The organism is Paenibacillus tritici, from assembly GCF_018207515.1.
GTDB classification, from domain to species: Bacteria; Bacillota; Bacilli; order Paenibacillales; family Paenibacillaceae; genus Paenibacillus_AQ; species Paenibacillus_AQ tritici.
Genome location: NZ_CP073365.1, coordinates 4,223,823 through 4,246,763, shown reverse-complemented (window position 1 = coordinate 4,246,763; position 22,941 = coordinate 4,223,823). Strand labels below are relative to the sequence as shown.

Annotated in this window: 20 protein-coding genes; 16 read left to right on the top strand and 4 right to left on the bottom strand. The window is 50.7% G+C overall.

Going from position 1 to position 22,941, the window contains the following annotated elements:
• Window positions 1-273: 273 nt before the first annotated feature.
• The 10 genes from KDC22_RS18210 (at window position 274) to KDC22_RS18165 (ending at window position 10,590) form a co-directional block, all read left to right on the top strand.
• Entirely contained in the window at window positions 274-2,106 is a 1,833-nt protein-coding gene (locus KDC22_RS18210) for a cache domain-containing sensor histidine kinase (protein WP_211719923.1), read from the top strand.
• Window positions 2,099-2,866 carry a response regulator transcription factor gene (locus KDC22_RS18205; RefSeq protein ID WP_211719922.1) on the top strand — a complete coding sequence of 256 codons (768 nt, stop codon included), beginning with the start codon at window positions 2,099-2,101 and terminating at the stop codon, window positions 2,864-2,866. Before KDC22_RS18210 ends, KDC22_RS18205 begins: the two co-directional genes overlap by 8 nt.
• Before the next feature lie 130 nt (window positions 2,867-2,996).
• The gene (locus tag KDC22_RS18200; protein WP_211719921.1) at window positions 2,997-4,286 is read left to right on the top strand and encodes an ABC transporter substrate-binding protein; all 1,290 of its coding nucleotides are present in this window, start codon (window positions 2,997-2,999) and stop codon (window positions 4,284-4,286) included.
• 14 nt (window positions 4,287-4,300) lie between these two features.
• Window positions 4,301-4,993, top strand: coding sequence for a hypothetical protein (locus tag KDC22_RS18195; RefSeq protein WP_211719920.1), 693 nt, complete (start codon window positions 4,301-4,303; stop codon window positions 4,991-4,993).
• Window positions 4,994-5,145: 152 nt separating this feature from the next.
• Window positions 5,146-5,925: a carbohydrate ABC transporter permease gene (locus KDC22_RS18190; RefSeq protein WP_246552741.1), complete on the top strand. Its 780-nt coding sequence runs from the start codon at window positions 5,146-5,148 to the stop codon at window positions 5,923-5,925.
• Window positions 5,909-6,757: a carbohydrate ABC transporter permease gene (locus KDC22_RS18185; protein WP_211719919.1), complete on the top strand. Its 849-nt coding sequence runs from the start codon at window positions 5,909-5,911 to the stop codon at window positions 6,755-6,757. Before KDC22_RS18190 ends, KDC22_RS18185 begins: the two co-directional genes overlap by 17 nt.
• 25 nt (window positions 6,758-6,782) lie before the next feature.
• Window positions 6,783-8,123 carry an FAD-dependent oxidoreductase gene (locus KDC22_RS18180; RefSeq protein ID WP_211719918.1) on the top strand — a complete coding sequence of 447 codons (1,341 nt, stop codon included), beginning with the start codon at window positions 6,783-6,785 and terminating at the stop codon, window positions 8,121-8,123.
• Window positions 8,124-8,337: 214 nt separating this feature from the next.
• Complete coding sequence (locus KDC22_RS18175) at window positions 8,338-9,096, top strand: class I SAM-dependent methyltransferase (RefSeq protein ID WP_211719917.1); 759 nt, start codon at window positions 8,338-8,340, stop codon at window positions 9,094-9,096.
• A gap of 88 nt (window positions 9,097-9,184) precedes the next feature.
• Window positions 9,185-10,171: a phosphotransferase family protein gene (locus KDC22_RS18170; RefSeq protein ID WP_211719916.1), complete on the top strand. Its 987-nt coding sequence runs from the start codon at window positions 9,185-9,187 to the stop codon at window positions 10,169-10,171.
• 65 nt (window positions 10,172-10,236) lie between these two features.
• Window positions 10,237-10,590: a hypothetical protein gene (locus KDC22_RS18165; RefSeq protein WP_211719915.1), complete on the top strand. Its 354-nt coding sequence runs from the start codon at window positions 10,237-10,239 to the stop codon at window positions 10,588-10,590.
• A 735-nt stretch (window positions 10,591-11,325) separates the two neighbouring features.
• On the opposite strand, the gene KDC22_RS18160 is transcribed toward KDC22_RS18165, so the two are convergent.
• Entirely contained in the window at window positions 11,326-12,627 is a 1,302-nt protein-coding gene (locus tag KDC22_RS18160) for an MDR family MFS transporter (protein ID WP_485020539.1), read from the bottom strand.
• 83 nt (window positions 12,628-12,710) lie between these two features.
• Between KDC22_RS18160 and KDC22_RS18155 the strand changes: the two genes are divergently transcribed.
• Both KDC22_RS18155 and KDC22_RS18150 read left to right on the top strand, forming a co-directional pair.
• Window positions 12,711-14,495, top strand: a complete 1,785-nt coding sequence (locus tag KDC22_RS18155; RefSeq protein WP_211719913.1) for an ABC transporter substrate-binding protein — start codon at window positions 12,711-12,713, stop codon at window positions 14,493-14,495.
• A 143-nt stretch (window positions 14,496-14,638) separates the two neighbouring features.
• Window positions 14,639-15,625, top strand: a complete 987-nt coding sequence (locus tag KDC22_RS18150; protein ID WP_211719912.1) for a cation diffusion facilitator family transporter — start codon at window positions 14,639-14,641, stop codon at window positions 15,623-15,625.
• A 107-nt stretch (window positions 15,626-15,732) separates the two neighbouring features.
• Here KDC22_RS18150 and KDC22_RS18145 read toward each other — a convergent pair whose 3' ends face one another.
• Complete coding sequence (locus tag KDC22_RS18145; protein ID WP_173136936.1) at window positions 15,733-15,906, bottom strand: hypothetical protein; 174 nt, start codon at window positions 15,904-15,906, stop codon at window positions 15,733-15,735.
• 137 nt (window positions 15,907-16,043) lie between these two features.
• On the opposite strand from KDC22_RS18145, the gene KDC22_RS18140 reads away from it, so the two are divergent.
• Entirely contained in the window at window positions 16,044-16,349 is a 306-nt protein-coding gene (locus tag KDC22_RS18140; RefSeq protein ID WP_173136938.1) for a hypothetical protein, read from the top strand.
• Between the two features lie 542 nt (window positions 16,350-16,891).
• Complete coding sequence (locus KDC22_RS18135) at window positions 16,892-18,112, top strand: aminotransferase class I/II-fold pyridoxal phosphate-dependent enzyme (RefSeq protein WP_246552740.1); 1,221 nt, start codon at window positions 16,892-16,894, stop codon at window positions 18,110-18,112.
• A 223-nt stretch (window positions 18,113-18,335) separates the two neighbouring features.
• On the opposite strand, the gene KDC22_RS18130 is transcribed toward KDC22_RS18135, so the two are convergent.
• Window positions 18,336-19,580 carry an outer membrane protein assembly factor BamB family protein gene (locus KDC22_RS18130; RefSeq protein WP_211719911.1) on the bottom strand — a complete coding sequence of 415 codons (1,245 nt, stop codon included), beginning with the start codon at window positions 19,578-19,580 and terminating at the stop codon, window positions 18,336-18,338.
• Window positions 19,581-19,896: 316 nt separating this feature from the next.
• On the bottom strand, window positions 19,897-20,847 hold the full coding sequence (locus tag KDC22_RS18125; protein WP_211719910.1) for an alpha/beta hydrolase: 951 nt from the start codon (window positions 20,845-20,847) through the stop codon (window positions 19,897-19,899).
• 142 nt (window positions 20,848-20,989) lie between these two features.
• Here KDC22_RS18125 and KDC22_RS18120 point away from each other — a divergent pair, with 142 nt between their 5' ends.
• Window positions 20,990-21,526 (top strand): RNA polymerase sigma factor, encoded by a 537-nt coding sequence (locus KDC22_RS18120; protein ID WP_246552734.1) that lies wholly within the window; start codon window positions 20,990-20,992, stop codon window positions 21,524-21,526.
• Window positions 21,523-22,911 (top strand): DUF4179 domain-containing protein, encoded by a 1,389-nt coding sequence (locus KDC22_RS18115; protein ID WP_211719908.1) that lies wholly within the window; start codon window positions 21,523-21,525, stop codon window positions 22,909-22,911. Before KDC22_RS18120 ends, KDC22_RS18115 begins: the two co-directional genes overlap by 4 nt.
• Window positions 22,912-22,941 lie beyond the last annotated feature (30 nt).

Sequence of the window (22,941 nt, the reverse complement as noted above, 5' to 3'; positions counted from 1 at the left end):
GCTTACAGCGGTTCAAAATCAAGAAATCTGGGGACAACAGCGGCCGGAAGTCCAAATGTTCACCGCAGTGACGACAAAGCTTCAAGTTCAAAACTTAAGTGCATCTCATACAGTTCACCCCAAACCCGGCTCTCCAGCAGGTCTGGGGTTTATTTGACTTTGTAGATCCATACCTTTTCCAAAAATAAGAGGATAGAATTCATTGACGGAACAATATACGATAAGCTGTAAAGAGGTTCGTGTCAGATTACATAACAAAAGGAGGACAAAAGAATGCTGCGGGGGCTGATCGTCCGTTTGAGAAGAAGTAAAATGCGCACCAGGCTGCTGCTCCTGTTCACCATGCTGACCCTGCTTCCGTTAAGTGTGCAGGCGATGGTGACATACCGTCATTTCTCATCCACCCTGAACGACAAGACAAAGCAATATACGGTTGATATCGCCGGACAGGTCAACGCCAATCTGGACAGGCTGCTTAAGGATTTGGAGCGGCTGTCGCTGATGCCTCTGTATGACGAGCAGGTGTTATCTATTCTGGCCAAATATGATGGTCCTATGGGCTCAGGAACCTGGGCACTGTCCGACGATTATCAGAAAATGAAGCTATATACCTCGGCGCAGGCGTATGATCGTCCGGAAATCCGGGGCATTCATCTGCTCAGCAACAGCGGTACCCTGTTCTCTAACGTGGAACCGCTGGCCGTCAATACCTCATGGGATGGCAGACGCGACGAATGGTTCAGCGCCTTGGACCAATCAGACGGCGAGTGGATCATTCTTCCTCCCCATCATCCGTCTTATTATGCGGGGAGCGACCCCTCATTCTATATTTCGGTAGCCAGGGTTATCAAAGAACCCAGAACGCTGAGGCGTCTGGGCTACATGCTAATCGACGTCAAACAGGGGGCCTTCGGCTCCGCCTTCTCTAAGCTGAAGATTGAACAGTCCACCAATCTGATGATCATCGACGGAGCTCAGCGCCTCCTGTATGAGCAGAAGCCGGATAACGGGCAGTCGGCTTATGGCGGGCTTATGGACTCCGGTCTGCTCAAGGAGCTGCATGGCGGGGAGCGGAAAAGGCTGGGAGGTACGGATTATTTGTTTGTCAGCCATCACTCCCCATATTCGGGCTTATCCGTTATCGGCTTGACCCCCATCGGAGCTATTCTGAAGGAATCGCGCGCATTGATGGTTTTTGCGTTATGGCTTGCCCTCTTTTGTCTCGTGACGGTGCTGCTGCTGGCTTATGCGGTGTCGTATCGCATCACCCTTCCTCTTGTGGAGTTGAAGAGCAATATGTCCAGGGTTGAGCGGGGTGATTTCAACAAGCGGGTCAGTCCGCTGGGGGGAGATGAATTCGGGCAGCTTGGGCGCGGGTTCAACCGGATGATGGACGAAATCAACCGTCTGTTTCATGAGGTGCTCGTCATTGGACTCCGGGAGAAGGAGGCAGAGCTGTCCGCCCTGCAGAGTCAGATCAACCCGCATTTTATCTATAATACGCTGGAGTCGATCAACATGATGGCTGTCCAGCGCCGGAATGATGAGGTATCGGATATGGTATCCGCACTGGGCAAGCTGCTGCGCTATACGATTGACAAGGCCGGCCGGCTCGTATCGCTGGGGGAGGAAATGGCGTTCGTCGATTCCTATGTCCGTATCCAGCAGATTCGTTACGGCGGGAAGCTGAAGGTTCATAACGACATTGAAGAGGAAGTTCAGCATTTGCGCATTCCGAAGCTCACCATTCAGCCATTGGTTGAGAATGCTATCTATCATGGTATAGCCGGGCGCGAAGAAGGCGGTACGATCTGGGTTTCAGCGCTGCGTTTTGACAATGAGCTATTGATTACGGTCCGCGACGACGGGAATGGATTGGAGGAGGAGGAGCTCGCAGCGCTGAACCGGGAGATTGAGAAAGACCCCTCCATGGATTCGCTCAGACGCAGCGACGAAGAGAGTCTGGGGCTCCGCAACATCGGCCAGCGGATCAAGCTGCTGTACGGGGAAGGCGGGAGCCTCACGGTTGACGGAAGTCCGGGGCAAGGGCTTGCAGTGACCATTACGATAACGATTCCGGAATCAGGGGGAGAAGAAGATGTATAAGGTGCTGCTGGTAGAGGACGAGATCGTGATCAGACATGGGATGCGCGAGCTGATTAGCCGGTCGGCGCCCTTTTTTGAGGTAATAGCAGAAATGCCAGGCGGACGGGAGGCGCTCATGTACTTAAAGTCCGAGCTGCCAGATGTGATGATTACCGATATCCGTATGAAGGAAATGGACGGACTGATGCTGGCCGAGAAGGTGAAGTCAATGTATCCCGGGCTGCTCGTCATCATTGTGAGCGGGTACGGCGAATTCGAATATGCCCAAAAAGCAATTGAATACGGTGTCCTTCATTACCTGTTAAAGCCGGTAGAACGCCATGAGCTTGTAAGCGTGCTGGAAAGAGCACGGCTGCTGCTCGATAAGCGTCATGGCATTTCTTCCCTGGAACAGACACCAGGCCCGCTTCGGGTTGAAGGCGGAGGAGATACACGCAAGATCATTCGGGATGTTAAGGAATATGTCAGACTGCATATTGACGGTGATTTGCGGCTGCAGACGGTAGCTTCTCATGTCAATCTGAACGCTACGTATCTGAGCCAGCTGTTTAAAGGGGAGTCGGGCAGCAATTATTCGGACTATGTGACAGATTCCCGGATGGAACGCGCGAAATGGCTGCTCAGCCATACGCAGCTCAAAATTTATGATGTCGCCCGGCTCTCCGGCCATCAAAGCCCGAAGCATTTCATGCTTGTGTTCAAACAGCAGACGGGGATGACGGCAGGAGAATACCGTAATCAATTTAATATCCAAGAATGAAATGTTATTTAATCTAACATAAAATATAAATAAAACGAACCTTTCCTGTATTTTGGGTGATTTATAGACCGAATACATCTCCTATATACTTGAAAAGTCATCAAAACTAACATGTCAAAGGGGGATATTCATGAAGAAAGCGGGAGCAGTACTTCTTTCAGCCTTGCTGCTGGGCTTAACGGCAGGTTGCGCCAAGCCAGAAGCAAGCGGAAATGCAGGGGATTCCGGGAAGCAGGAAGAGGTTGAGTTAAAGTTTTTGATGTGGGGCAATCAAGGGCATATGGATGTGTACAACAAGCTTATCAGCCAATTTGAAGCAGACAATCCGGGGATTAAGGTAACCATGGATTCAGTTCCATTCACCGATTATCAGCAGAAAATATCGGTGCTGGCCGCAGGGAAAGCGCTCCCGGATATCGCCTGGGTATCGGAGCGGATGATCCCGCAGTTTAAAGCCAACGGCATTCTGGCGGACGTCTCCTCCTTCAAAGACGATACTTCCTTTAACCTGGACGATTATATTCCGAGCACACTTGATTTGTTCCGGGATGGGGATCAATTGCTTGGGCTGCCGTTCTCAACACCGCCGGTAGTCATGTTCTACAACAAGACTCTGTTCGACAAGGCCGGCCTGACGGACCCGAGTACGTTAGCTTCCCAAGGCAAATGGACATGGAAGGCATTTGAGGAATCCGCCAAAGCGATTTCTGTCAAAGAAGCGCAAGGCCGGGTGTACGGCGCGAATTTCTTCCGCGACTGGAAGACCTGGGCCATTCTGTCCTCTTACTCCTGGTCTTATGGAAGCGGCCCGTTTAATGAAGATCTGACCGCATTCACCTGGAATGACCAGTACGGCGTCGAAACGATGGAGCTGCTGGAGCGGATGATGTTTAAGGACGAATCCCACCCGAAAGCAGGCGAACAGATCAGCTTCGATGCAGGGAATCTGGGAATGTTTTTTGACAACTACAGCTACGTCTCCAAAGCGCGCGAAATTACAGGATTTGAATGGAGCATTGCGCCGATGCCGGCCGGCTCCGCAGGCAGTGTTCCGATGCTGGGCCAAGCGGGCTATACCCTGTTCAAGGACAGCAAGCATCCGGAGGAAGCCAAGAAGCTGCTAAAACTATTCGCCAGCCAGTCGGGCATTGAAGCGACGTCCACTTATTTCGTACCGCCGCGTACCTCGGTGCTGAGTTCCGATACGTTCCTGAATCAGCCGAACAACCCGCCTGCCGAGCACATTGTGCAAGCCGTTATTAATGAAATGCCGAAGGCGCGCATCATTCCGGGCCATATCCGCTGGCAGGATATCGACAATGCTGTGCTGCAAGGCTTTGACCGTCTGTTCGGCAGCTCGGCGTCCGCCAAGGACAATATGGCGCAGATGCAGACGGATGTCGACGCTATTTTGAAATAAGAGGAGCGAAATGCATGGGTAAATTGAAACAGAGATTAGAGCAAAGCGGCCTGTCCTTGTTCGTCAGTCTTCCAGCCAATGATGTGAGACTGGCGAAGGCAGCAATAGAGGAAGGCGCAGATGCTTTAAAAGTTCATTTTAATGTCGGCCACCGGGCCAGCGGAACTCATTTCGGTCCGCTCGAAAGCTATGAAGACGTTTTTAGCCAAATCCGCTCTACCTTTGACGGTCCATTTGGCGTAGTGCCCTCCGGCAGTCTGGAAGGTGTATCGGAAGAAGAGTTTATGCGGCTTGCTCCGCTCGGGTTCGATTTTTATTCTATCTATGCCCATCATCTGCCGTCCTGTATGCTGGGGGATCACGGATTGGACCGGACCTTTGCCATTAATGATACCTATGATCTCAGTCAGGTTCAGGAGGGGAAGCGGTTCGGGTTCACAGCGCTTGAAGCTTCGATTGTCCCTGGCAACGAATACGGTACGGGTCTCAGCTTCGCAGACCTGCTGAAATACCGGTATCTGGCTGACCATTCCGGTCTTCCTGTACTGGTGCCTTCCCAGCGCAAGCTGGTGGAGGGAGACGTACCTTCCTTGCAACTTGCCGGAGTGAAGGCGATCATGCTTGGTGCGGTAGTGACGGGCACAACAGAGGAACAGCTGCGGCGTGCGGTTAGCTCGTTTCGGAGTGCAATAGACAGATTGAGCTAGAGGCGGTGAATTCGCGCATGAACAGAAAGGTCAATAAACGAAAGAAAGGTCCGCTTGCCCGCGAGGCACAGCTGACCGGATGGCTTTTTATATCGCCAATGCTGCTAGGGTTCACGTTATTATTGCTATTTCCAATGGGGAAAGCGCTCTACATGAGCTTACATGACTGGCCGCTGCTTGGCGAGCACCGGTATGTCGGTCTGGATAATTATACGGAGATCGCGGTTGATCCGCTGTTCTGGAAGGTCTTCGGCAATACGGCTACTTTCACGCTGGGTCTGGTGCCGTTTAATATTGTGCTGGCTCTGATGCTGGCGCTGCTGTTATCCAAAAGCTTGAAAGGAATCGGCATCTTCCGTACAGCTATCTTCGTTCCCGTTATGACTTCGCTGATTGTATGGTCCATCGTATGGAAGTACATGTTCGCAACCGATTCCGGGCTGATCAATCAGCTATTGATGATGTTCAACATTAAAGGAGCAGCCTGGCTGTATGACGAGAAGCTGGCGATGCCGGCTGTCATCGTGACGAGCGTACTGAAGAACGTTGGTCTCAATATGGTGTTGTTCATCGCTGCCATCCAGCAGGTATCGCGTTCCCTGTACGAAGCGGCTGAACTGGACGGCGCAGGCAAGACCAAAACCTTCTTCAACGTTACCCTGCCTATGATCACACCCACCGTATTTCTGACCGTTGTGATGACCGTGATCGGCTCGCTGAAGGTGTTCGGCCAGATTTATGTTATGACCCAGGGCGGGCCGAATAACAGCACCAAGGTACTCGTCTATTACATTTGGGAAAAAGCGTTTAAGCTGTTCCAGATGGGCTACGCTTCGGCGTTGGCATTTGTGTTGTTCTTTGTCGTATTGATCTTGACTCTGCTGCAGTGGCAGCTGCGAAAGAGGTGGGTATTCAATGAAACCGATGCCTAGCGCCAGCAAAAAACTGTCTGTGGCCGGAGTGTATGCCGCGTTAACGGTGGTATCGCTGATTATGCTTGTTCCGTTCCTGTGGATGCTGTCCACCTCCTTCAAGCAGCCGCAGGATATTTTCACCTATCCGCCGCAGCTGATTCCGCCGGTCTTCCGGTTTCAGAATTATGTGGATGTATTTACGCTGATCCCGTTTCACCGCTTCTATTTCAACAGCGTCTATATCTCGTTTGTCGTGGTGGCGGGAACCGTATTTTTCGCTTCATTAGCCGGTTATGCGTTTGCCAAAATTCCCTTTACAGGAAGAAATGCCGTGTTTCTGGTGCTGCTCAGCGCCATGATGATCCCGCATGAAGTGACGGCGATCCCCATGTTCCTGTTCATGCGCGACCTGGGCTGGATTGACACGCATCTGCCACTTATTTTGTTGCCAATCTTTGGCGCAGGCGGCGTGTTCGGCATCTTCGTGATGCGGCAATTCTTCATCACCATACCCACGGAGCTTGAGGAGGCGGCGATGATCGACGGCTGCAACCGGTTCCGCATTTACTGGAAAATAATGCTGCCGATTGCCCGTCCCGGCATGGCGACACTGACGATCTTCACGTTCGTGACCATCTGGAATGAATTTTTTGACCCGCTTATTTTCATCAATACTCGCGAACTAATGACCTTACCGCTTGGATTATCGTTGTTTACAGATGAAGTGGGCACTTCCTGGCATTATTTAATGAGCGCCACCGTAATGGCAACCGTTCCGCTGCTGATCGTCTTCTTCCTGGCTCAGAAGCGGTTCATCGAGGGCGTTGCCATGACGGGTCTGAAGGAATAGCACACACTGAAAAGGAGTGGATGATATGAATCCTGCAATTGAAGCAGATGTCGTTGTCGTGGGGGGCGGCCCTGCGGGTATCGCGGCAGCCATCGCCGCCGGACGGCTGGGGGCACAGACCGTGCTCATTGAACGTTACGGATTCGTGGGCGGGATGTCCACCGCTGCTATGGTCTATCCGTGGATGACCTTTCACACCGACCGCGGGGAACAGGTCATCAAAGGCATCGCCCAGGAAATCGTAGACCGGCTGCAGGCAAACGGCGGTTCGCCGGGCCATCTGCGGGATACGGTCGGCTTCGTGCATACGCTGACGCCTTACCATCCTGAGATCTATCAAGTGGTGGCCACGGATATGCTTCGCGAAGCTGGGGTGAGGCTGCTCCTGCACAGCTTTGTGGATGAGGTGATGACACACGACGGCGGGATTGGACATGTGGTGGTGACCAACAAATCCGGGCGTACGCCTGTAACGGGGCGCACCTTCGTGGATTGCAGCGGAGATGCCGACGTAGCCAAGCTGTCCGGGGCCGAAACACTGCAGGGCCGGGAGGGGGACAGCCGCTCCCAGCCGATGACGATGAAGTTCAGAATGCGCGGTGTCGATTTGCATAAGGTCAAAGCTTATATGATCAGCCATCCCGAAGAGTTCTACAGCAAAACACCAATCGCCGAGCTGCCAGACCTGCCGCTCACCGGGGTAAGTGGATTCTACTCGCAATGGAAGCGGGCAGAGGTGCCGATTAACCGTGACCAGGTATTGTTTTTTACCGGTCCGGCCGATGACGAAGTGTTAATCAACTGTACCCGCGTACAGGGGCTGGATGCAACGAGTGCGGAGGATCTGACCTTGGCGGAACAGGAGGGCCGCAAGCAGGTGCTGCTAATGGCTGAGTTTCTGAAGCGCGACGTTCCGGGCTTTGAACGGGCCTCTATTTCAGCGGTTGCACCACAGATCGGCATCCGCGAATCGCGGCGGATTAAAGGATATTACCTGCTGACCAAAGAAGATGTCGTAGAAGGCCGGAAGTTCAGTGATGTCATTGCCCGCAGCGGCTACCCGATCGACATTCATGATCCGTCCGGTAAGGGAGTAACGGCCTCTTTCATCGCTGGAGACGGCGCTTATGACATTCCGTACGGCTGCCTGCTATCCGCCAATGTGTCCAATCTGCTGGCCGCAGGCCGATGCATTTCGACCTCGCATGAAGCACTGGCCACGACCCGGCTCACGCCAAGCTGTATGGCCACAGGCCAGGCGGCCGGGACGGCGGCAGCGCTCGCAGCGGCCGCAGGGGTGAAGCCGCAGGCGCTCGACATCCCGAAGCTGCAGGAGCAGCTTAAGCGGGACGGGGTTATACTATAGTGTTATTACAGGGCGGGCAACACGCATCGTTACTTACGGTGTGGGTTGCCCTTTTTGTGCTGGGCGTGGCTGAAGGCGAGTCAGGAGGAGCACGAGTGCCCCTGATTGGGTCTGGCAACTGGTGCCCGTTGGTTAAGCTAACAGGCAGGATAATTCAAAAAACACATCGAATATAAGACGGTTGTAAGATTTAACCTTGGGAGGATGGAATTATATGCTGGAATCCATAAAGGAAGACTATATTTTATCGAATAAGAAAACTTGGGACGAAGTAGCTCCCCGATTTTTTGGAAGGACTGCACTTCCAGTTTATGGCCCATTCTTGCCGACAGAAAACGAATTAAACTTATTTGGTGAGGTAGAGGATAAAATAGTCTTAGAAATTGGTTGCGGAAGTGGCCACTCTTTAAATTTCATGGCCTTACGTGGAGCCTCAGAGCTTTGGGGAATTGACTTATCCGATACTCAGATCGAGACTGCGCGGGATTTGCTTTCGGCTCATAAATCAAAATTAAATCTTTTCCAAGGAGCAATGGAAAAGAACCCTGGTATTCCGAGTGAGTATTTTGATATCGTGTATTCCATCTACGCCATTGGTTGGACCGTTGATTTGCCAATGACATTACAGCAAGTATTCAGCTACCTGAAACCTGGTGGGATCTTTATTTTTAGCTGGGAGCACCCGTTACATAATCGAATTAAACAGGAAGGCGAGCAGTTTGTAATTAAAAAATCTTATCATGAGGAAGGTCCTCAACAGTGTGAACCATGGGACTTGCCAGCTATGATGAATCAACTAAAACTCAGTACATATATAAATGAGCTAATTCAGTCTGGATTTCAAATTGAAAAAGTGATTGAAGATGTTATCCTCACAGAGGAAATAAAGTCGGGAGATTCTGCAGTATGGTATACACATCAAAAGGCAGCATTCATACCTGCTGCATTTATTATAAAATGCACTAAAAAATAAGGGTATTTTCAGATCCGTTTAGTACGTGGATCATTCAATTAACTGGAAACGAAAGTTCAATACAGACAGAAGTAGGAGGCGGACTAAGGTGAAAGACTCGGCTAGACTGTTTGATTTTCAAGCGGTTAACGGAGACATGGTCAGAAGGCTGTTCGCCGCTTTCGACCCCAAGGCAAGCATTACCCAAGTCTCGCCCTTGACGAAAGGTATGAGCACCAGCAATTATGCCTTACAGACAGACAGCGGTAGTAAGTATGTGTTAAGGATTTATCCCGCTAACAACGACCACAGCGGGATTGAGGCGGCAGCCTATCAGTATGCAAAAGCAAAAATTCGCACCCCTGAGATTTTCTTCTTCGATGATAGTAAGCAAATAATTCCTCTTTCTTACCTGATCATGGTGTTTATTGAAGGCTCGACACTAGGAGACTTTATTGCCGAGAATGAGGGGTGTCCCGACCATGTTGTGCATCGGATCGGAAACTCGCTTGCCCTGCTGCATCAAACCGAATATTCGCATATGGCGCTGTTAAACGAGCATTTGCAGATCGCGGAACAGCTTGAATCCTTCACGAGCCAATATTACACCTTGCTAAACGGTCTCGCAGGAACCCACATTCAACCTTCAACCAAAGAGAAGTGTATACAATTCCTGGCGGATCACACCGCATTGGTAGAGAGGATTGCAGATAAGCATGTGTTCTCGCATGGCGATTTCATTTTCTCCAATATTATGGTCACGCCTTCATTGGAGCCTTGTTTCATCGACTACGAGTACTGTTTCGCGGCGCCTGTCTTTTATGACATAGGCAAATTCTTCAGGACAAGGACGCAAGTCGAGCGCTATATCGGCGCAGACACCATTGCCGCCTTCGAGGAAGGCTATAACCGTAAGGCGAGAGAGCCTTTACCCGAGAAGTGGTACGCACTGTCCAAGCTTGCCGACATATCCACCATGCTCCACCTCATTAATAAACCGCAAATTCCTGACGGTTGGGGATCGGCGATTGACGGTGAGATCGACAAGAATTTGAAGCTGCTGGTCGGGGAAAGCGACCCTTTATCGGATAAATGAATTGGGATTTCGGTAATTATAGGGTATGAAATAAATGGATTATTTGAAAATGGGGGAATCAAAATATGGAACGTAAAATTCAACTAATGGAAACCTACGTAAATATCGAATTTGGAAACTCACCCTTTTTAAAATTAGATAAAGGGTTGCAAATTCCATACTCTTCAATCACAGGAATAACAACAGGTAGACCGATACCAAATGCTTTTAAACTATATGGTGCTTTATTAGGAGGAATGAGAAATGGGTTATTTAGATCAAATGGTGGTTATCAACTGCATTTTTTTGAAAATGAGCTTGAAACTCTTCATTTAGATTTGAATAGCTTTAAAGTTGGTAAGTTCAAAATATCAAAGTTGATTATTGGTGTTGAAAATCCTGAAGAAATAAGTAAAAATATTTCCGAACGAGTGAAGTGATAATTTTTAATGAGTTCAACAAAGCGGCGGCAGTCTAAAACTTATTTTTCAATACCTGATTTTTTTCAAACTCTGAAACAGCGTCAAACCAACCAATCCAGTTTAATATTTTATTTTCTTTGGACACTGGAAGCGAGGTACAAGTTTCAAGTGTATGCGAAAACAAACATGTCTTTCAAGGCACAACTCCAGCATGAAAATGAGCAGCGTGGCTAAAAAACAGAACATCATCTTTTCATTTATTTAACATATTTTAACGGAAAACCAAACACAGTTGGACTGGGGTCCCGCGTAGGCCAAATGTAATCGAAAAACCGAACATAATTGGACTGGGAGTGCCACGTAGGCTGAATGTAATTGAAAAACCGAACACAATGGGACCGGGAGCGCTACGTAAGCCAAGTATAATCGAAAAACCGAATACATTGGGCTGGTGCGAGGTACATGGTTCAAATGTATGCGGAAAACTGAATACAACGGGCTGATGCGACGATAGGCGCTAACTCTATTTGGTTCCAGCTGAAATTGTGGGATGACTGGAGCTAATAGGTTACGTCAGCCATCGGTTGCAGAGGTGGGATAAAATGTATAACCAAAATAAGTTAACATAATTAATGTTATGTTAACTTTCACACAGAGAAATTCTAACATCAGCATCAGCAACAGCAAAAACATCACCATCACCAAAAAAGCCCCAAACCCAAGCTGTTCAGCCGGGTTTGGGGCTTTTAAGTTTCAAAGGCTAAGATTACGCTGTTCACTCGCTTCGGCAAGCTCCCGGATACGGAGCCTTTTGTGCGCTGTAATCAGGAAAGGCAGGCCAAGTGCGGTAGTCAGGGCCAGCGGAACGAACACCGCAGGTCCATTCACAGCCCCGAACTGATCCAGCAGCAGGCCCCCAAGAATAGGTGCCATAACACTGCCCAGATTATTGAAGCCGATGGTGCCGAAATAGGTGCCTTTCCACTCCGGTTTGGCAATCCGGTCGATCAGCATATCCATCATCGTGAAGAGCAGAACCTCACCGATTGTGAATATCACCACGCTGAACATCAAGAGAGCGACCCCGCCGGACAGACCGAACAGCAGCAGACTGAGCGCAACGCAGATATTGCCCAGGATCAGCGGAATAATCGGCGGGAATTTGCTGGCTGTGCGAACGATCGGATACTGTACCACCAGGACCGTTACCGCATTCAGCGACAGCATGTAGGAGAAGATCTGACTGCCATTGCTGAAATGGGTATTCATCGCCAGATACTGGGCCAGGGTCGAACTGAAGTGGCCGTAACCGAGCACACAGAAGATCGTCCCGAGCAGAACAGGCAGGAATACCTTGTCGCGTCCGGTGGTAGCAAGCGCTTCGAGCAGCTTCGGCGTCCGGGCTTCCCCATGCACCGGCAGGCTGGTACGGTGTACAGAGAATTGCAGGAACAGGACAAGTCCATAGGCGATATAGACGATCCCGGCGATCATGAACGGGAAGGTCGATTTGGCCGAACCGAGCTGCAGGCCGATAATAGGGCCAAAGACCACACCCAGGTTCACCGCCGCATACCGCAGATTGAAGACCAGCAGCTTGTGCTCCGGCGGCGTAATATCCGACAATAAGGCCCGTGAGGTCGGTTCAAATACGGCGCGGCACAGCCCATTGAGTGTATTCACGAGGAAAAAGACCCATAAATGCTGTGCCGCTGCGAATCCGAAGAATACACAGGCCCAGCCGAACACGGAGACCAGCATCACGATCCGGCGCCCGATGATATCGGAAATATAGCCGCCATAGAAGCTGACCATTACCCCGGCCAGCGAGCTTACAGCTACTGTGAATCCCGTCTGGGTGGCGGAAGCGCCAAGAACCTGCGTCAGATAGATGGATAGAAAAGGAATGCTCATGGAAGTTACCAGCCGGCCAAACATCGTTCCGATGATGATGGTCCAGGCCAGAGGATGAATGTGGCGCAGATGTTGTTTCATACGAATCCGTCGTCTCCTAGTTAGATGTTTTGAATTTGTGTATGCTTCTTGTCGCTTTATTAAGTATAATTGTACAGATAAAAGGGGGAAATAAAAGTGTAAGGATTTCATCTGACTTTTCACCTTTAAAGGAGCATGGATATATGGACACCAGCAGCACGCATTATCTCTGTTTGGCCGCAGCATTGGCCCCGGCCTCTAACCTCCAGCAGCCGATTCCGGTAACGATTGAGCAGCTGACCGGCATCTTGTGCTGCACGCCGCGCAATGTGAAGTTTATCCTGCGGAAGCTGGAGGAACAGCATTTCATTACCTGGGTACCCGGCAGAGGGAGAGGACACCGCTCGCTGTTAACCTTTTCACGCCATGTGGATGAGGTACTGGAAGAGAGCTTTCAGGAGCTGGTCAGCAAAGGCCGGATTAAGCCTGCCATTGACCTGATTGGCCAATATCCCGTGAATGAGCCGCTTAAAGAACGCCTGCTGGCCGTTCTCGACAAGCAAATGGGCTTCTGGAGTGAACCGGGGTCCACATCCGGGCAGGAGGTGCTGCGGATTTCCCGTAACCGTTCGATGGAGAAGCTGGACCCGGCTATCGTGTATACGGCTTTTGAAACTTATCTGCTGGGTCATATTTGCAGCACCTTAATCACCTATGATGCTGAAGCAGGAGTATTCCTGCCGGGCCTCGCTCACACCTGGGAGGTGAATGAGAGTAGTACGAGCTATCTGTTCTACTTGCGCAAAGGGGTGAGGTTCCACCACGGACGAATGATGACTTCACGGGATGTCCAAGGAACCTTACAGCGCCTGAATGATCTTGCCAGCCCGGTGATCGGCCATTTCAAGGATATCTGTCATGTCGAGCTGGAAAGTGATTACCGTATCCGCTTTGATCTGGTGCAGCCCAATCTCTTTTTTCTGCATCTGTTCAGCTCGATTTATATGTCGATTCTCCCCTTTGATGTGGATTTCACCCAGCATCCGGTGGGCACAGGGCCGTACCAGGTGCTGAATCTGAGTAAAGATGAGCTGGTACTCGGGGCCTATGACCTCTATTACGGCATCCGCCCGCTGCTCGACCGGGTCGAAATCTGGTATCTGCCTCATTTGGCGTCGAGTGTACGTCAATATCAGCTTACGGATGCCAGTACCAGCCCGGGTAACACGCCGATACCGGAAGAGGATCAGAGCCATAGTATTGATTATCCGGCTGTCGGCTGCCGCTATATTCTGTTTAATTTCCAAAGAGAAGGCGTGCATCATCATCCGGCTGTCCGTCAGGCCTTGCGGATACTATATCATCCGCCTGCTATAATCCGGGAGCTTGGGGGCAACCGGATTATGCCGGCCAGCAGCTTCCTGCCCTGGTGGAGCAGCCGGCATCCATTCCCGGAGGGGCTGCCGCAGGAGGCACAGGCGCTGCTCCAGGCGGCCGGTTACAAGGGAGAGGTGCTGAAGCTTGCCTTCCGGGTCCAGAAAGAGGATCAGGAGGAAGCCCTATGGCTGCAGGAACGCTGCCGGAGGATTGGCCTACAGCTTGAACTGTATGCTTTTACCGACTATGATCGCCCTGATATTATGAGTCACGCAGATTTGCTGATCGCTGAGGAAGTGCTGGAGGATGACTGGCAGTGGGGGATGATTAATTATTTCCGCAATGAATCGAACTATCTGCATGGTCTGCTGCTGGATCGTCAGAAGTTGACGCTGACACGGTTGCTGGAGCCGTTCGCCCGGCTGGCTGCTGAGGAGAGGGCGGCGCTGCTGGATCTGGCGGAAAGTAAGCTGCGTGATAATTGCTGGGTACTGTACGGCTGCCATCTGAACAAAAAAGCGCAACTGAGCCAGAATCTGCTCGGACTCCAGCCCGGCTCCTTCGGATTTCTGGATATCTCCAAGCTATGGGTGAAATCGGGGTTTCAGTAATTCCACCGCCAGCACACTGCAAGCTGATAGAAATTCGCCGCACGGGGTATATAGAAACATAGACCACGGCGGAAGCCGTACGAAATCAGCTACGGAGGCGTTTGCCGGATTTCGGTATATGAGCTTAAGGAGGCTGCCGGAGAATGGAGCAGACAAGCGAGAGTATAAGAAGTTTGATCAAAAAAGGTAATAAATCCTCAGGATCGGCGGCGATAGGCAATACAGGGATTGCTATTGTCAAGGGAATCGCTTTTGCCCTGACAGGGAGCGGGTCCATGTTCGCCACGATGATGCATTCCATTGCCGATGCCGTCAATCAGATGTTTGTGTTCACAGGCAGTGTGCTGGCTGAGAAAAAACCGACCAGGCGTTTCCCCGACGGGTTCGGACGGGTGATTAACCTCTTCTGTATGGTGGCTGTAATTGTAGTTACTATTATGGCGTATGAGACCATGCATGAAGGCTTCCACCTGCTGAGACACCCGGCAACCGATTCGCAAGGGTACTGGATTAATGTGCTTGTCCTTGTATTATCCATCGTGGCTGACGGATTTGTCTGGGTGAAGGCAATGAATGAGGTGCTGCACGAATCGCGGGTGGAGGCCAAGGGATTACGGAAATTCACGGCATCGCTGAAAAATGTGAAAAGAGCCGCCCCGCCTACCCGGCTTGTCTACTACGAGGACCTGGTCGCAACCAGCGGCGGACTGCTCGCTATGATTGCCATTCTGGTCACCGCTTTTACAAACTTCAAGCTGCTGGATGGGGTGAGCAGTATTCTGATCGCGTTCATGATGATCGGCGTAGCCTTCCGGGTCGGGTACGACAATATGGTTGGATTGATCGGTGTGGCTGCACCGCCGGAGATTGAAGAGCGGGTAGCACGAATTATTCTGGACGATCCTTGGGTCACGGATATTTATCAGATGCGGATTCTGCAGGAAGGGCGTTATTATCATGTGGAGGGTCTGATCGAGCTGAAGCGGGGATTGACGCTGGCGGATGCCGACGATATTAAGTTCAAGGTAAGGGACAAGCTGCTTGCCGACCCGCATATATCTGATGTAACGCTAGGTATCCTTGAAGATAACGGTATTCAGGACTGGGTGCCACAGCATGATCTGCAATGAGTCTGAATTAAAGGCTGCGCATTCAAAAGAGAGTAGATTGTGAAACGGCTGCTGCCCCGCTCGGGACTGGCAAGCCGTTTCTTTGTGCTGGAGGAGCTGCGATTAACTCACACCGCCGCCTGCTGCTTGCCGTCACATTTCTTGCAGACCGTCAGCTTTTCGCCTGCCGGACCTTTGCCGAGATACAATAGCTTGATCCGTGTGCTCCCGCAGATCGGGCAGGTGCCCCTTGCTTTGGCTGGAGTATTCCAGAGTGCTTTACCGCGCTTGTTCTTGGACATGAGCGTTCCCACCTTTGTGATGTATACCCCTATCCTATGCCCAGAGAGGGGCGGCGGTTCCCTTTGAATTGTTAATTCACTCCATTGTATTAATCTGGTAGATTGGTTTTATATAACAATGATTTGGAGGAAATCTAGTGGTAAAAGCATTGAAATGGATCGCTTACATAACTATTGCTGCTGCCTTTATTGGGGGTATTGTGGCAGGTAACATTTTCGGACCCGAGCCAGAATTTTCATATGATGATAAGGGCTTCGCCTGGGGACTCATGATAATGACCTGGGTAGCCGGGGGAATCTCCAGCATTTTCGTTTTGGGATTCGCAGCCTTACTTCAGCACATTGAATACATGTCTGAACGGCTTTACAATATGGAAGAGTTAATGCGGCGGCAGAAGGAAGTAACCGAACATGGGTTTTCCCAGTTCTCTCAATCTTCATGAATCCATATAAATGCCTTGCCTGGTATGGTCCGGGCAGGGCATTTTACTATTTGGGTAGCTCTGTTTGGAGATAATCGCAAATAGGGCAATGAAGCAAGCCGGATGCTATGGATAGTGGAAAAAGTAGAAGCAGTTGGATTTTCTCCACTTGCTGAGGAACAAATGAACCCCGGTAGAACAGCAAGTGGATAAACAACACTTAAATAATCGCATTTCACCCCAAGCAGCTGAAACCACCCGTAGTAGTTGGAGTTTTTCCACTTGCTCACCCGTAATCCTCCGAAATCCACAAACTAAGATACATTATTCCACTTGCTTGTTGCACCAGTGTAGCCGGCGTCCCCGGTGTCCCGTTATCCCCTGATGTGAGGATAATACCAATTTCAGTCCTCAAAACACCCCCAAAAAAACAGCGTATAACATAAATTATACGCTGTTTCAGTTCTGATGGATTTTTATATGAGTTCTCGCACTAGTGATTAGCTTAAATAGAGTAATTTTAGTAGAATAATAATACAAAAAACTATTGTGGAGGTATTCCGTTGATACATAACAGCAAGCAGCATAAATGGAGATCGGATAAGCTGTCTCATCTGGGATCATCCATCTTCGCCGAGGTAGCGGCGTGGAAGTCGGAAGCGCGTCAATCCGGAATTGAGGTGATTGATCTTGGAATTGGCAGTCCGGACCGGGCGCCTCTGCCCGAGATCCGTCAGGCTTTGAGTGAAGCGGTGCTTCGGGAGAATAGCTATTCCTATCCCTCCTCCAAGGGAAGTACGGCCTTCCGCAATCAGGCGGCGGGATGGATGAAGTGGCGGTTCGGCGTAGATGTTGACCCGGAGGACGAAATTGTGTCCTTGATGGGTTCACAGGATGGATTGGCGCATCTGGCACTCGCTGTCTGTAATCCCGGTGATCTGGCGATTGTACCGGACCCCGGCTATCCGATCTATTCGGGGGCACTTGCTATAGCCGGTGTTAGAGCCTGGCCGTTGCCCCTGCTTGAGGAGCATTCGTTCCGGCCTGATCTGGAGAGCATTCCTGAAGAGGTATGGCGTGAAGCTTCATTTATACTGCTCGGTTTTCCTGGCAATCCGATCTCGGTTACCGTGGACCTGGCTTATATGGAGAGAGTCGTAGAACTGGCCCGCAAATGGGATGTGCTGGTCGTACATGACCTGGCCTATTCAGAGATGGGGTTCGACGGCTACCGGCCGATCAGTATTCTCCAGGTACCCGGCGCACTGGATACGGCCGTTGAATTTCATTCCTTCTCCAAAAGCTTCAACATGGCCGGATGCCGCATCGGCTTCATGACGGGCAACGCCCAGGCCGTCGGAGCGCTGCGGGAGCTTAAGAGCAATGTGGATTACGGCGTCTTCGAGCCGATCCAGGAGGCGGCGGTTGTGGCGCTGGAGCAGACGATGGCCTCAGGGCCGGATCAGGGAGTGGCCGCTCTGTATGAACGGCGGCGCAATGTGCTGGTAGAAGCCCTGGCCCGTGAAGGCTGGAAGGTTCCTTTACCGGCAGCAACCATGTTTATCTGGGCGAAGCTGCCGGAAACCTATAGCTCTGCGGGAATAGACGGCAGATCACGGAGTTTTGCCCGGGAACTGCTGCTGTCAAGCGGAGTAGCGGTTATACCGGGAGATGCTTTTGGCAATCAAGGGGAAGGTTATGTACGGATAGCGCTGGTAGAGGATGAAGAGCGGCTTCTGGAAGCCGCCCGTAGAATCGGGGAGTTCCTGCGTACGAACACCTAGGCTATAGAAGAAGTACTAAAGAAATTAAAGAAAAGCAAAAGAGAAGCGGAGGGGAAATTTGGAACTGTAGGAGCGGTAGCGACCGCCTTTGTCACCGGATTTCACCCGCGAAGAGCGGATTAAATCAAGAAATCTGGTGACAACAGCGGCCGGAAGTCCAAATGTTCACCGCAGCGACGACCAAGCTTAGAGTTCAAAACTTAAGTACGTCTTGTATAGGCGATTATTGATATTCTTCAGGCAGGGGAACGGCTATTATACGGTGTTCCATTGGAATCAGTGCCGTTCCGTTCACGATAGTAATCCTGCCGAAGCTGGGCGATGTGGCCCCGCTCTTGATCATTCCCAGCAATGCGCCAGTATCGGAATGGTTAACCGAGATCGTACCGTTTCTGTAAATGGCGAATACGGCGTGCCCGGCGCGCTGCAGATGTTCAACAGGTTCAGCGGCGTGATCGAACGCAACCACACTGTCGTCTGCAAGCTTGACACCGCTAATTTGCGTCTCATGCTGGAAGAAGGCCATTCCATCCGCAGGGCCGGACAGCCATTTGCCGTAGCTCGCATAGCTTTTGACGGTTGCTACGGTATCTGCTCCCCGCGTTAAGCGCGTAAGGACAGGATCCTCTTGCTCCAGGATACTGTCAACCGAATAGATATAGGAATTCTGGAATGTAGTCGCATAGCTGCCCATGTTGGAGGTGTCTTTGAGCAGGTTATAATTTTCCTTGTCCGAAAGCTTCCCTGTAGTAGGGTTCAACTTCACCAGGGTCAACTGATATCCCGGCACAGCTTCAGTAGTATTGCCCTTTACGGCTGCGGCCTGCTCCCGCAATACTAATTGTCCTTGTTCAGAAGCCACATAGTTGTACAGACCTTCAGTTCTCCAGAGACGTTTGCCGGTGAACGGATCCAGACCGAAGAATTGCGTGCGGATATTATCGACGGTGCTGGAAACTACGAGCGCACCGGGATATTCACCATAAATGGAGCCGGCGTACATAGGGATATCCTTGTTGACCCACAGCCTTTTACCGGTAACGGGGTTATAAGCTGCTACACCGCCGCTCTCATTGGCAAAATAGATCATACCATTGATCAGACGGGCTTGTCCGCCAACCTCCATCGGGTGCTCTGATACCTTAACCTTCCAGATCAGCTTGCCGGTGGCGGCGGATAATTTGACCAGCTGTTCTTGATTGTCGATGAAAAATATGGAGTTAGCTGTGACGATCTCGGGATGCGCACCCTGTTTGTAAGACCACTGAGTTTTGCCGGTAGCTATATTTTTGGCATAAAGCGTATTCTTGTGTGAGTAGTAGAGGATTCCGTTGATAACCGGCAGCTTGCTGGCATACATCCCGGCGCCATCCGTAGATACTTGCCACTTCAGCGGAAGCAGTTGAGCAGCAGTGGGTGCAGTGGTTGAGGGAGAAAGGGAGGCTGCTGCGTGTGCTGTACCAGACATGGAATTTGGTGAAGAGACAGGGCTGGAAGCGGCCAGCAGAGAAAGTGTGAGTAAGCTGGTGAAGATAGGTTTGACGGACAACAATAGATTCAGCTCCTTGTAGTAGGTTGTTCTGATTATTAAGACGCCGGAGGATGGAATTGGTTGCTAAATTAAGGAAGACAATAATGTAACCATTGCGAAAATAAAAGTTAACATAATAATTATTATGTTAACTAATTGGTCCTCAAAGCATGAAGCGAATAAGCCCGCTCGGAGTTTACTCCAGAACGGGCTTGCTTTCATTTCATTAATATAGTGATCTCACAAGAGGACTTTATTGCTTAAGCCAGGCCGTTGCCAGCAGCAAGGCTCCTATATTGGCATGGGTATCCGCCAAGGCGTTAAGCATCACGAAGTCGTGGATGACGCCCTGGAACCGCACTGCCGTAACAGGCACTCCCGCTTCGCGAAGCTTGTCCGCATAAGCCTCGCCTTCATCCCGCAGTACATCGGCTTCTCCGGTGATGATCAGGGCTTCCGGCAGACCGCTTAGCTGCTCCAGACTGGCACGCAGCGGTGAAGCGGTAATCTGGGCCCGCTCCTCAGGATCGGTAGTATATTGATCCCAGAACCACTTCATCCCGTCCCGCTGCAGAAAATATCCTTCGGCGAACTGGTGGTATGATTCTGTATCGAAGGCGGCATCGGTTACCGGATAGAAAAGCAGCTGCTTGGAGATGGCCGGTCCGCTGCGTTCCTTGGCCATCAGGGTAATGGCAGCAGTCATGTTACCGCCGACACTGTCTCCGGCAACTATAAGCCTGGAGACATCGAGCCCGTACGTGGCGCCTTCCCTGGCGATCCATTCCAGAACCGCGTAAATTTCTTCAATGGCGGTTGGGTACTTGGCTTCCGGGGACAGGCTGTATTCCGGAAATACAACGGCATATCCAGTACCTGCTGTCAGCTCGCGGATTAGGCGGTCGTGGGTATGGCTGTTGCCGAATACCCACCCGGCTCCATGAATATAGAGAATGACCGGGAGAGAAGTACCGGAAGTGCCGACCGGCCGTACAATACGAACCTTCACTTCGCCGCCCGGACCGCCTGGGACGGTCAGATCCTGAAGATCTGCTTCGGGCTTCTCAATGTCGCCGGACTGGACGGTATTCACCGTTTCCCGGCCCTTTTCCGGACCGAGGTCGGGCAGAAAGGGAGGCTTGGCATTATCATCAGCAAATTTCTGGGCTGCGGGTTCGAGAACAATTTTCTTGTTATCTGGCATAGGTTACAGTCTCCTTCTTCTATCTGAGTTAGGTCAAGCTCTCCTTCATCCATAACCACCTGACACTTTTCTGAAACTTAAGAGCGAACGGTTCGCCCGGTTCAAAGCGTATATCTAATAAATGAAAGGGGAGAAGCAGAGAGTGAAGGATTATCCTATCACAGAGCGGCAGGCCCAAGAAATGTTTGAAGCACACTCCTCCTACATTTATGGCATTGCACTTATGATAACCAAGCAGCGGGCCCTGGCAGATGATGTCACACAAGAGACGTTCCTGCGCGCTTTTGCCAAATATCATCTGTATGATTCCTCCAGGCCGCTGCGTCCCTGGCTGTATCGGATTGCAGTCAATATGTCCCGTAATCTGCTGCGCCGCAAAGTCTGGATAAGACTATTGGCCGGGGTTCCCAGGGAAGAGACCGAGCATTCCGCTGAAAACTTTGCCTTGCAGAACGAGAACCGGCTTGAGTTGTGGAATGCGGTCAGCGGGTTGTCTGTGAAGCTGAGAGAAGTCATTACACTACATTATTATGCCGAACTGCCGCTTCCTGAAACCGCAGAAGTGTTAGGCATTCCGCTGGGAACCTGCAAATCCAGGCTACACGCGGCACTGCGCAAGCTGCGGGGATGCAGCGAGCTGGAACCCGGCCTGCTGACGATGAAGGAGGGAATCAAATGAGTTCAGGCAACGAATGGCTTGATGCAGAATCAGGAGCTATACCAGCTCAATTGCAGGAAGAAGCGGCACATGTCATACAAACGAAGCCATCGTCCATCCAATTCGCAGAAGTGTGGAAGCTGCATTCCGTCAGGATAGCGAACGCTTCACAGAGGAAACGTCCATTTTCCCCGCTGAAGAAAGGAATAATTGGGATCGGAACAGTATTAGCCATTATAGCTGGATCAATAACAGGGATCGGATTCATCTCTCCGCAGGTAGCTGAGGCGCTGCGCGTTATTCCATTCTTCGATTTCCTGTATGCCAAAGGGGCAGTTAAAGGAGAACTGAAACCGATTGAAGAGAAGCATCTGAGCAGTCCAGCGGGGGCAATTGTTAAGGATCAGGGGATCACTTTTAATCTTGTGGAACAGTATTATGACGGCATTCAGCTGGTGCTTAACTATGAGGTGAGTTACCCGCCATTATCTGATCCTATTACGGATAAGGAGGCAGAGGTTTACTATGAGCTTAACTTCGAGGGGTATGATCCGCAAATAATCTCGACGCATGATTTCACGATTACAAGTGACCACACCTTCGTTGGAACCACCCGGCTAAGCTTCGGAGATAAGGAACTGCCGGGGCAACTGATGCTGAATATGGGTATCAGCCAGATTGGGACAACCAAGGGGAAATGGGATGTATCTGTCCCTCTATTCAAAAACAAAAGTGACGCACTGACTACAACCGTGTATCCTAAGGATTTGGATTTTACTTATAAAAAATCACTGTATAGCATTGACAGGGTAACCCTTGGTCCTGTGACTTCACAAGTTATTGTGCGGAATATCTATCCTTACCCCTGGTTCGACGTTATGCTTGAAGATGACATTGGAACGTTATATTTGGATCAGGGCGGCGGCGCAACTTTAGACTACTACTATTTCAACTTCTCTCCGCTGATAGAGCTGAATCCCAAACCGGAGTATGTGACATTGATTGTAGCTGAAACCCTAGACAATGAATCCATAGAACAAGGTGAGGATCGTCGGAGCCTGAGCGGTCCGTTCCCGCTAACCCTGCAAGGCAATCAGGGAGGGACGGTTACGATTACTGCTGTTGATTATGAGAAGGAGCAGACGGTTCTATATTATGAGGCAAGTCAGGTGATAAGTCAGGCCACCTCGCTTACCTTGCAGACGGGACAAGAGCATACAATCTTCCCCAAAGAACAGCCGGTCCGAATAGAACGAGACAGACTGGTATTTAAACAGATATTCCCGCCAGTCCAGCTATCTGATATGCTTGAGATTGTAGCCCAGTATGCTTCATATCCAGCGGAGAGAAAGCAATTCCGTCTGCGGATTCCGCTTCAGTGGGGAGCGGACGCGGCATCCGAGTGAACGGAAATGTCCCGCATTCCTTGTATTTGA

Coding starts and splice junctions, on each gene's coding strand:
- KDC22_RS18190 (WP_246552741.1), top strand. CDS start 5,146: ATGAGCTTACATGACTGGCCGCTGCTTGGCGAGCACCGGTATGTCGGT.
- KDC22_RS18175 (WP_211719917.1), top strand. CDS start 8,338: ATGCTGGAATCCATAAAGGAAGACTATATTTTATCGAATAAGAAAACT.
- KDC22_RS18180 (WP_211719918.1), top strand. CDS start 6,783: ATGAATCCTGCAATTGAAGCAGATGTCGTTGTCGTGGGGGGCGGCCCT.
- KDC22_RS18210 (WP_211719923.1), top strand. CDS start 274: ATGCTGCGGGGGCTGATCGTCCGTTTGAGAAGAAGTAAAATGCGCACC.
- KDC22_RS18150 (WP_211719912.1), top strand. CDS start 14,639: ATGGAGCAGACAAGCGAGAGTATAAGAAGTTTGATCAAAAAAGGTAAT.
- KDC22_RS18205 (WP_211719922.1), top strand. CDS start 2,099: ATGTATAAGGTGCTGCTGGTAGAGGACGAGATCGTGATCAGACATGGG.
- KDC22_RS18165 (WP_211719915.1), top strand. CDS start 10,237: ATGGAACGTAAAATTCAACTAATGGAAACCTACGTAAATATCGAATTT.
- KDC22_RS18115 (WP_211719908.1), top strand. CDS start 21,523: ATGAGTTCAGGCAACGAATGGCTTGATGCAGAATCAGGAGCTATACCA.
- KDC22_RS18145 (WP_173136936.1), bottom strand. CDS start 15,906: ATGTCCAAGAACAAGCGCGGTAAAGCACTCTGGAATACTCCAGCCAAA.
- KDC22_RS18195 (WP_211719920.1), top strand. CDS start 4,301: ATGGGTAAATTGAAACAGAGATTAGAGCAAAGCGGCCTGTCCTTGTTC.
- KDC22_RS18200 (WP_211719921.1), top strand. CDS start 2,997: ATGAAGAAAGCGGGAGCAGTACTTCTTTCAGCCTTGCTGCTGGGCTTA.
- KDC22_RS18155 (WP_211719913.1), top strand. CDS start 12,711: ATGGACACCAGCAGCACGCATTATCTCTGTTTGGCCGCAGCATTGGCC.
- KDC22_RS18185 (WP_211719919.1), top strand. CDS start 5,909: ATGAAACCGATGCCTAGCGCCAGCAAAAAACTGTCTGTGGCCGGAGTG.
- KDC22_RS18130 (WP_211719911.1), bottom strand. CDS start 19,580: ATGTCTGGTACAGCACACGCAGCAGCCTCCCTTTCTCCCTCAACCACT.
- KDC22_RS18125 (WP_211719910.1), bottom strand. CDS start 20,847: ATGCCAGATAACAAGAAAATTGTTCTCGAACCCGCAGCCCAGAAATTT.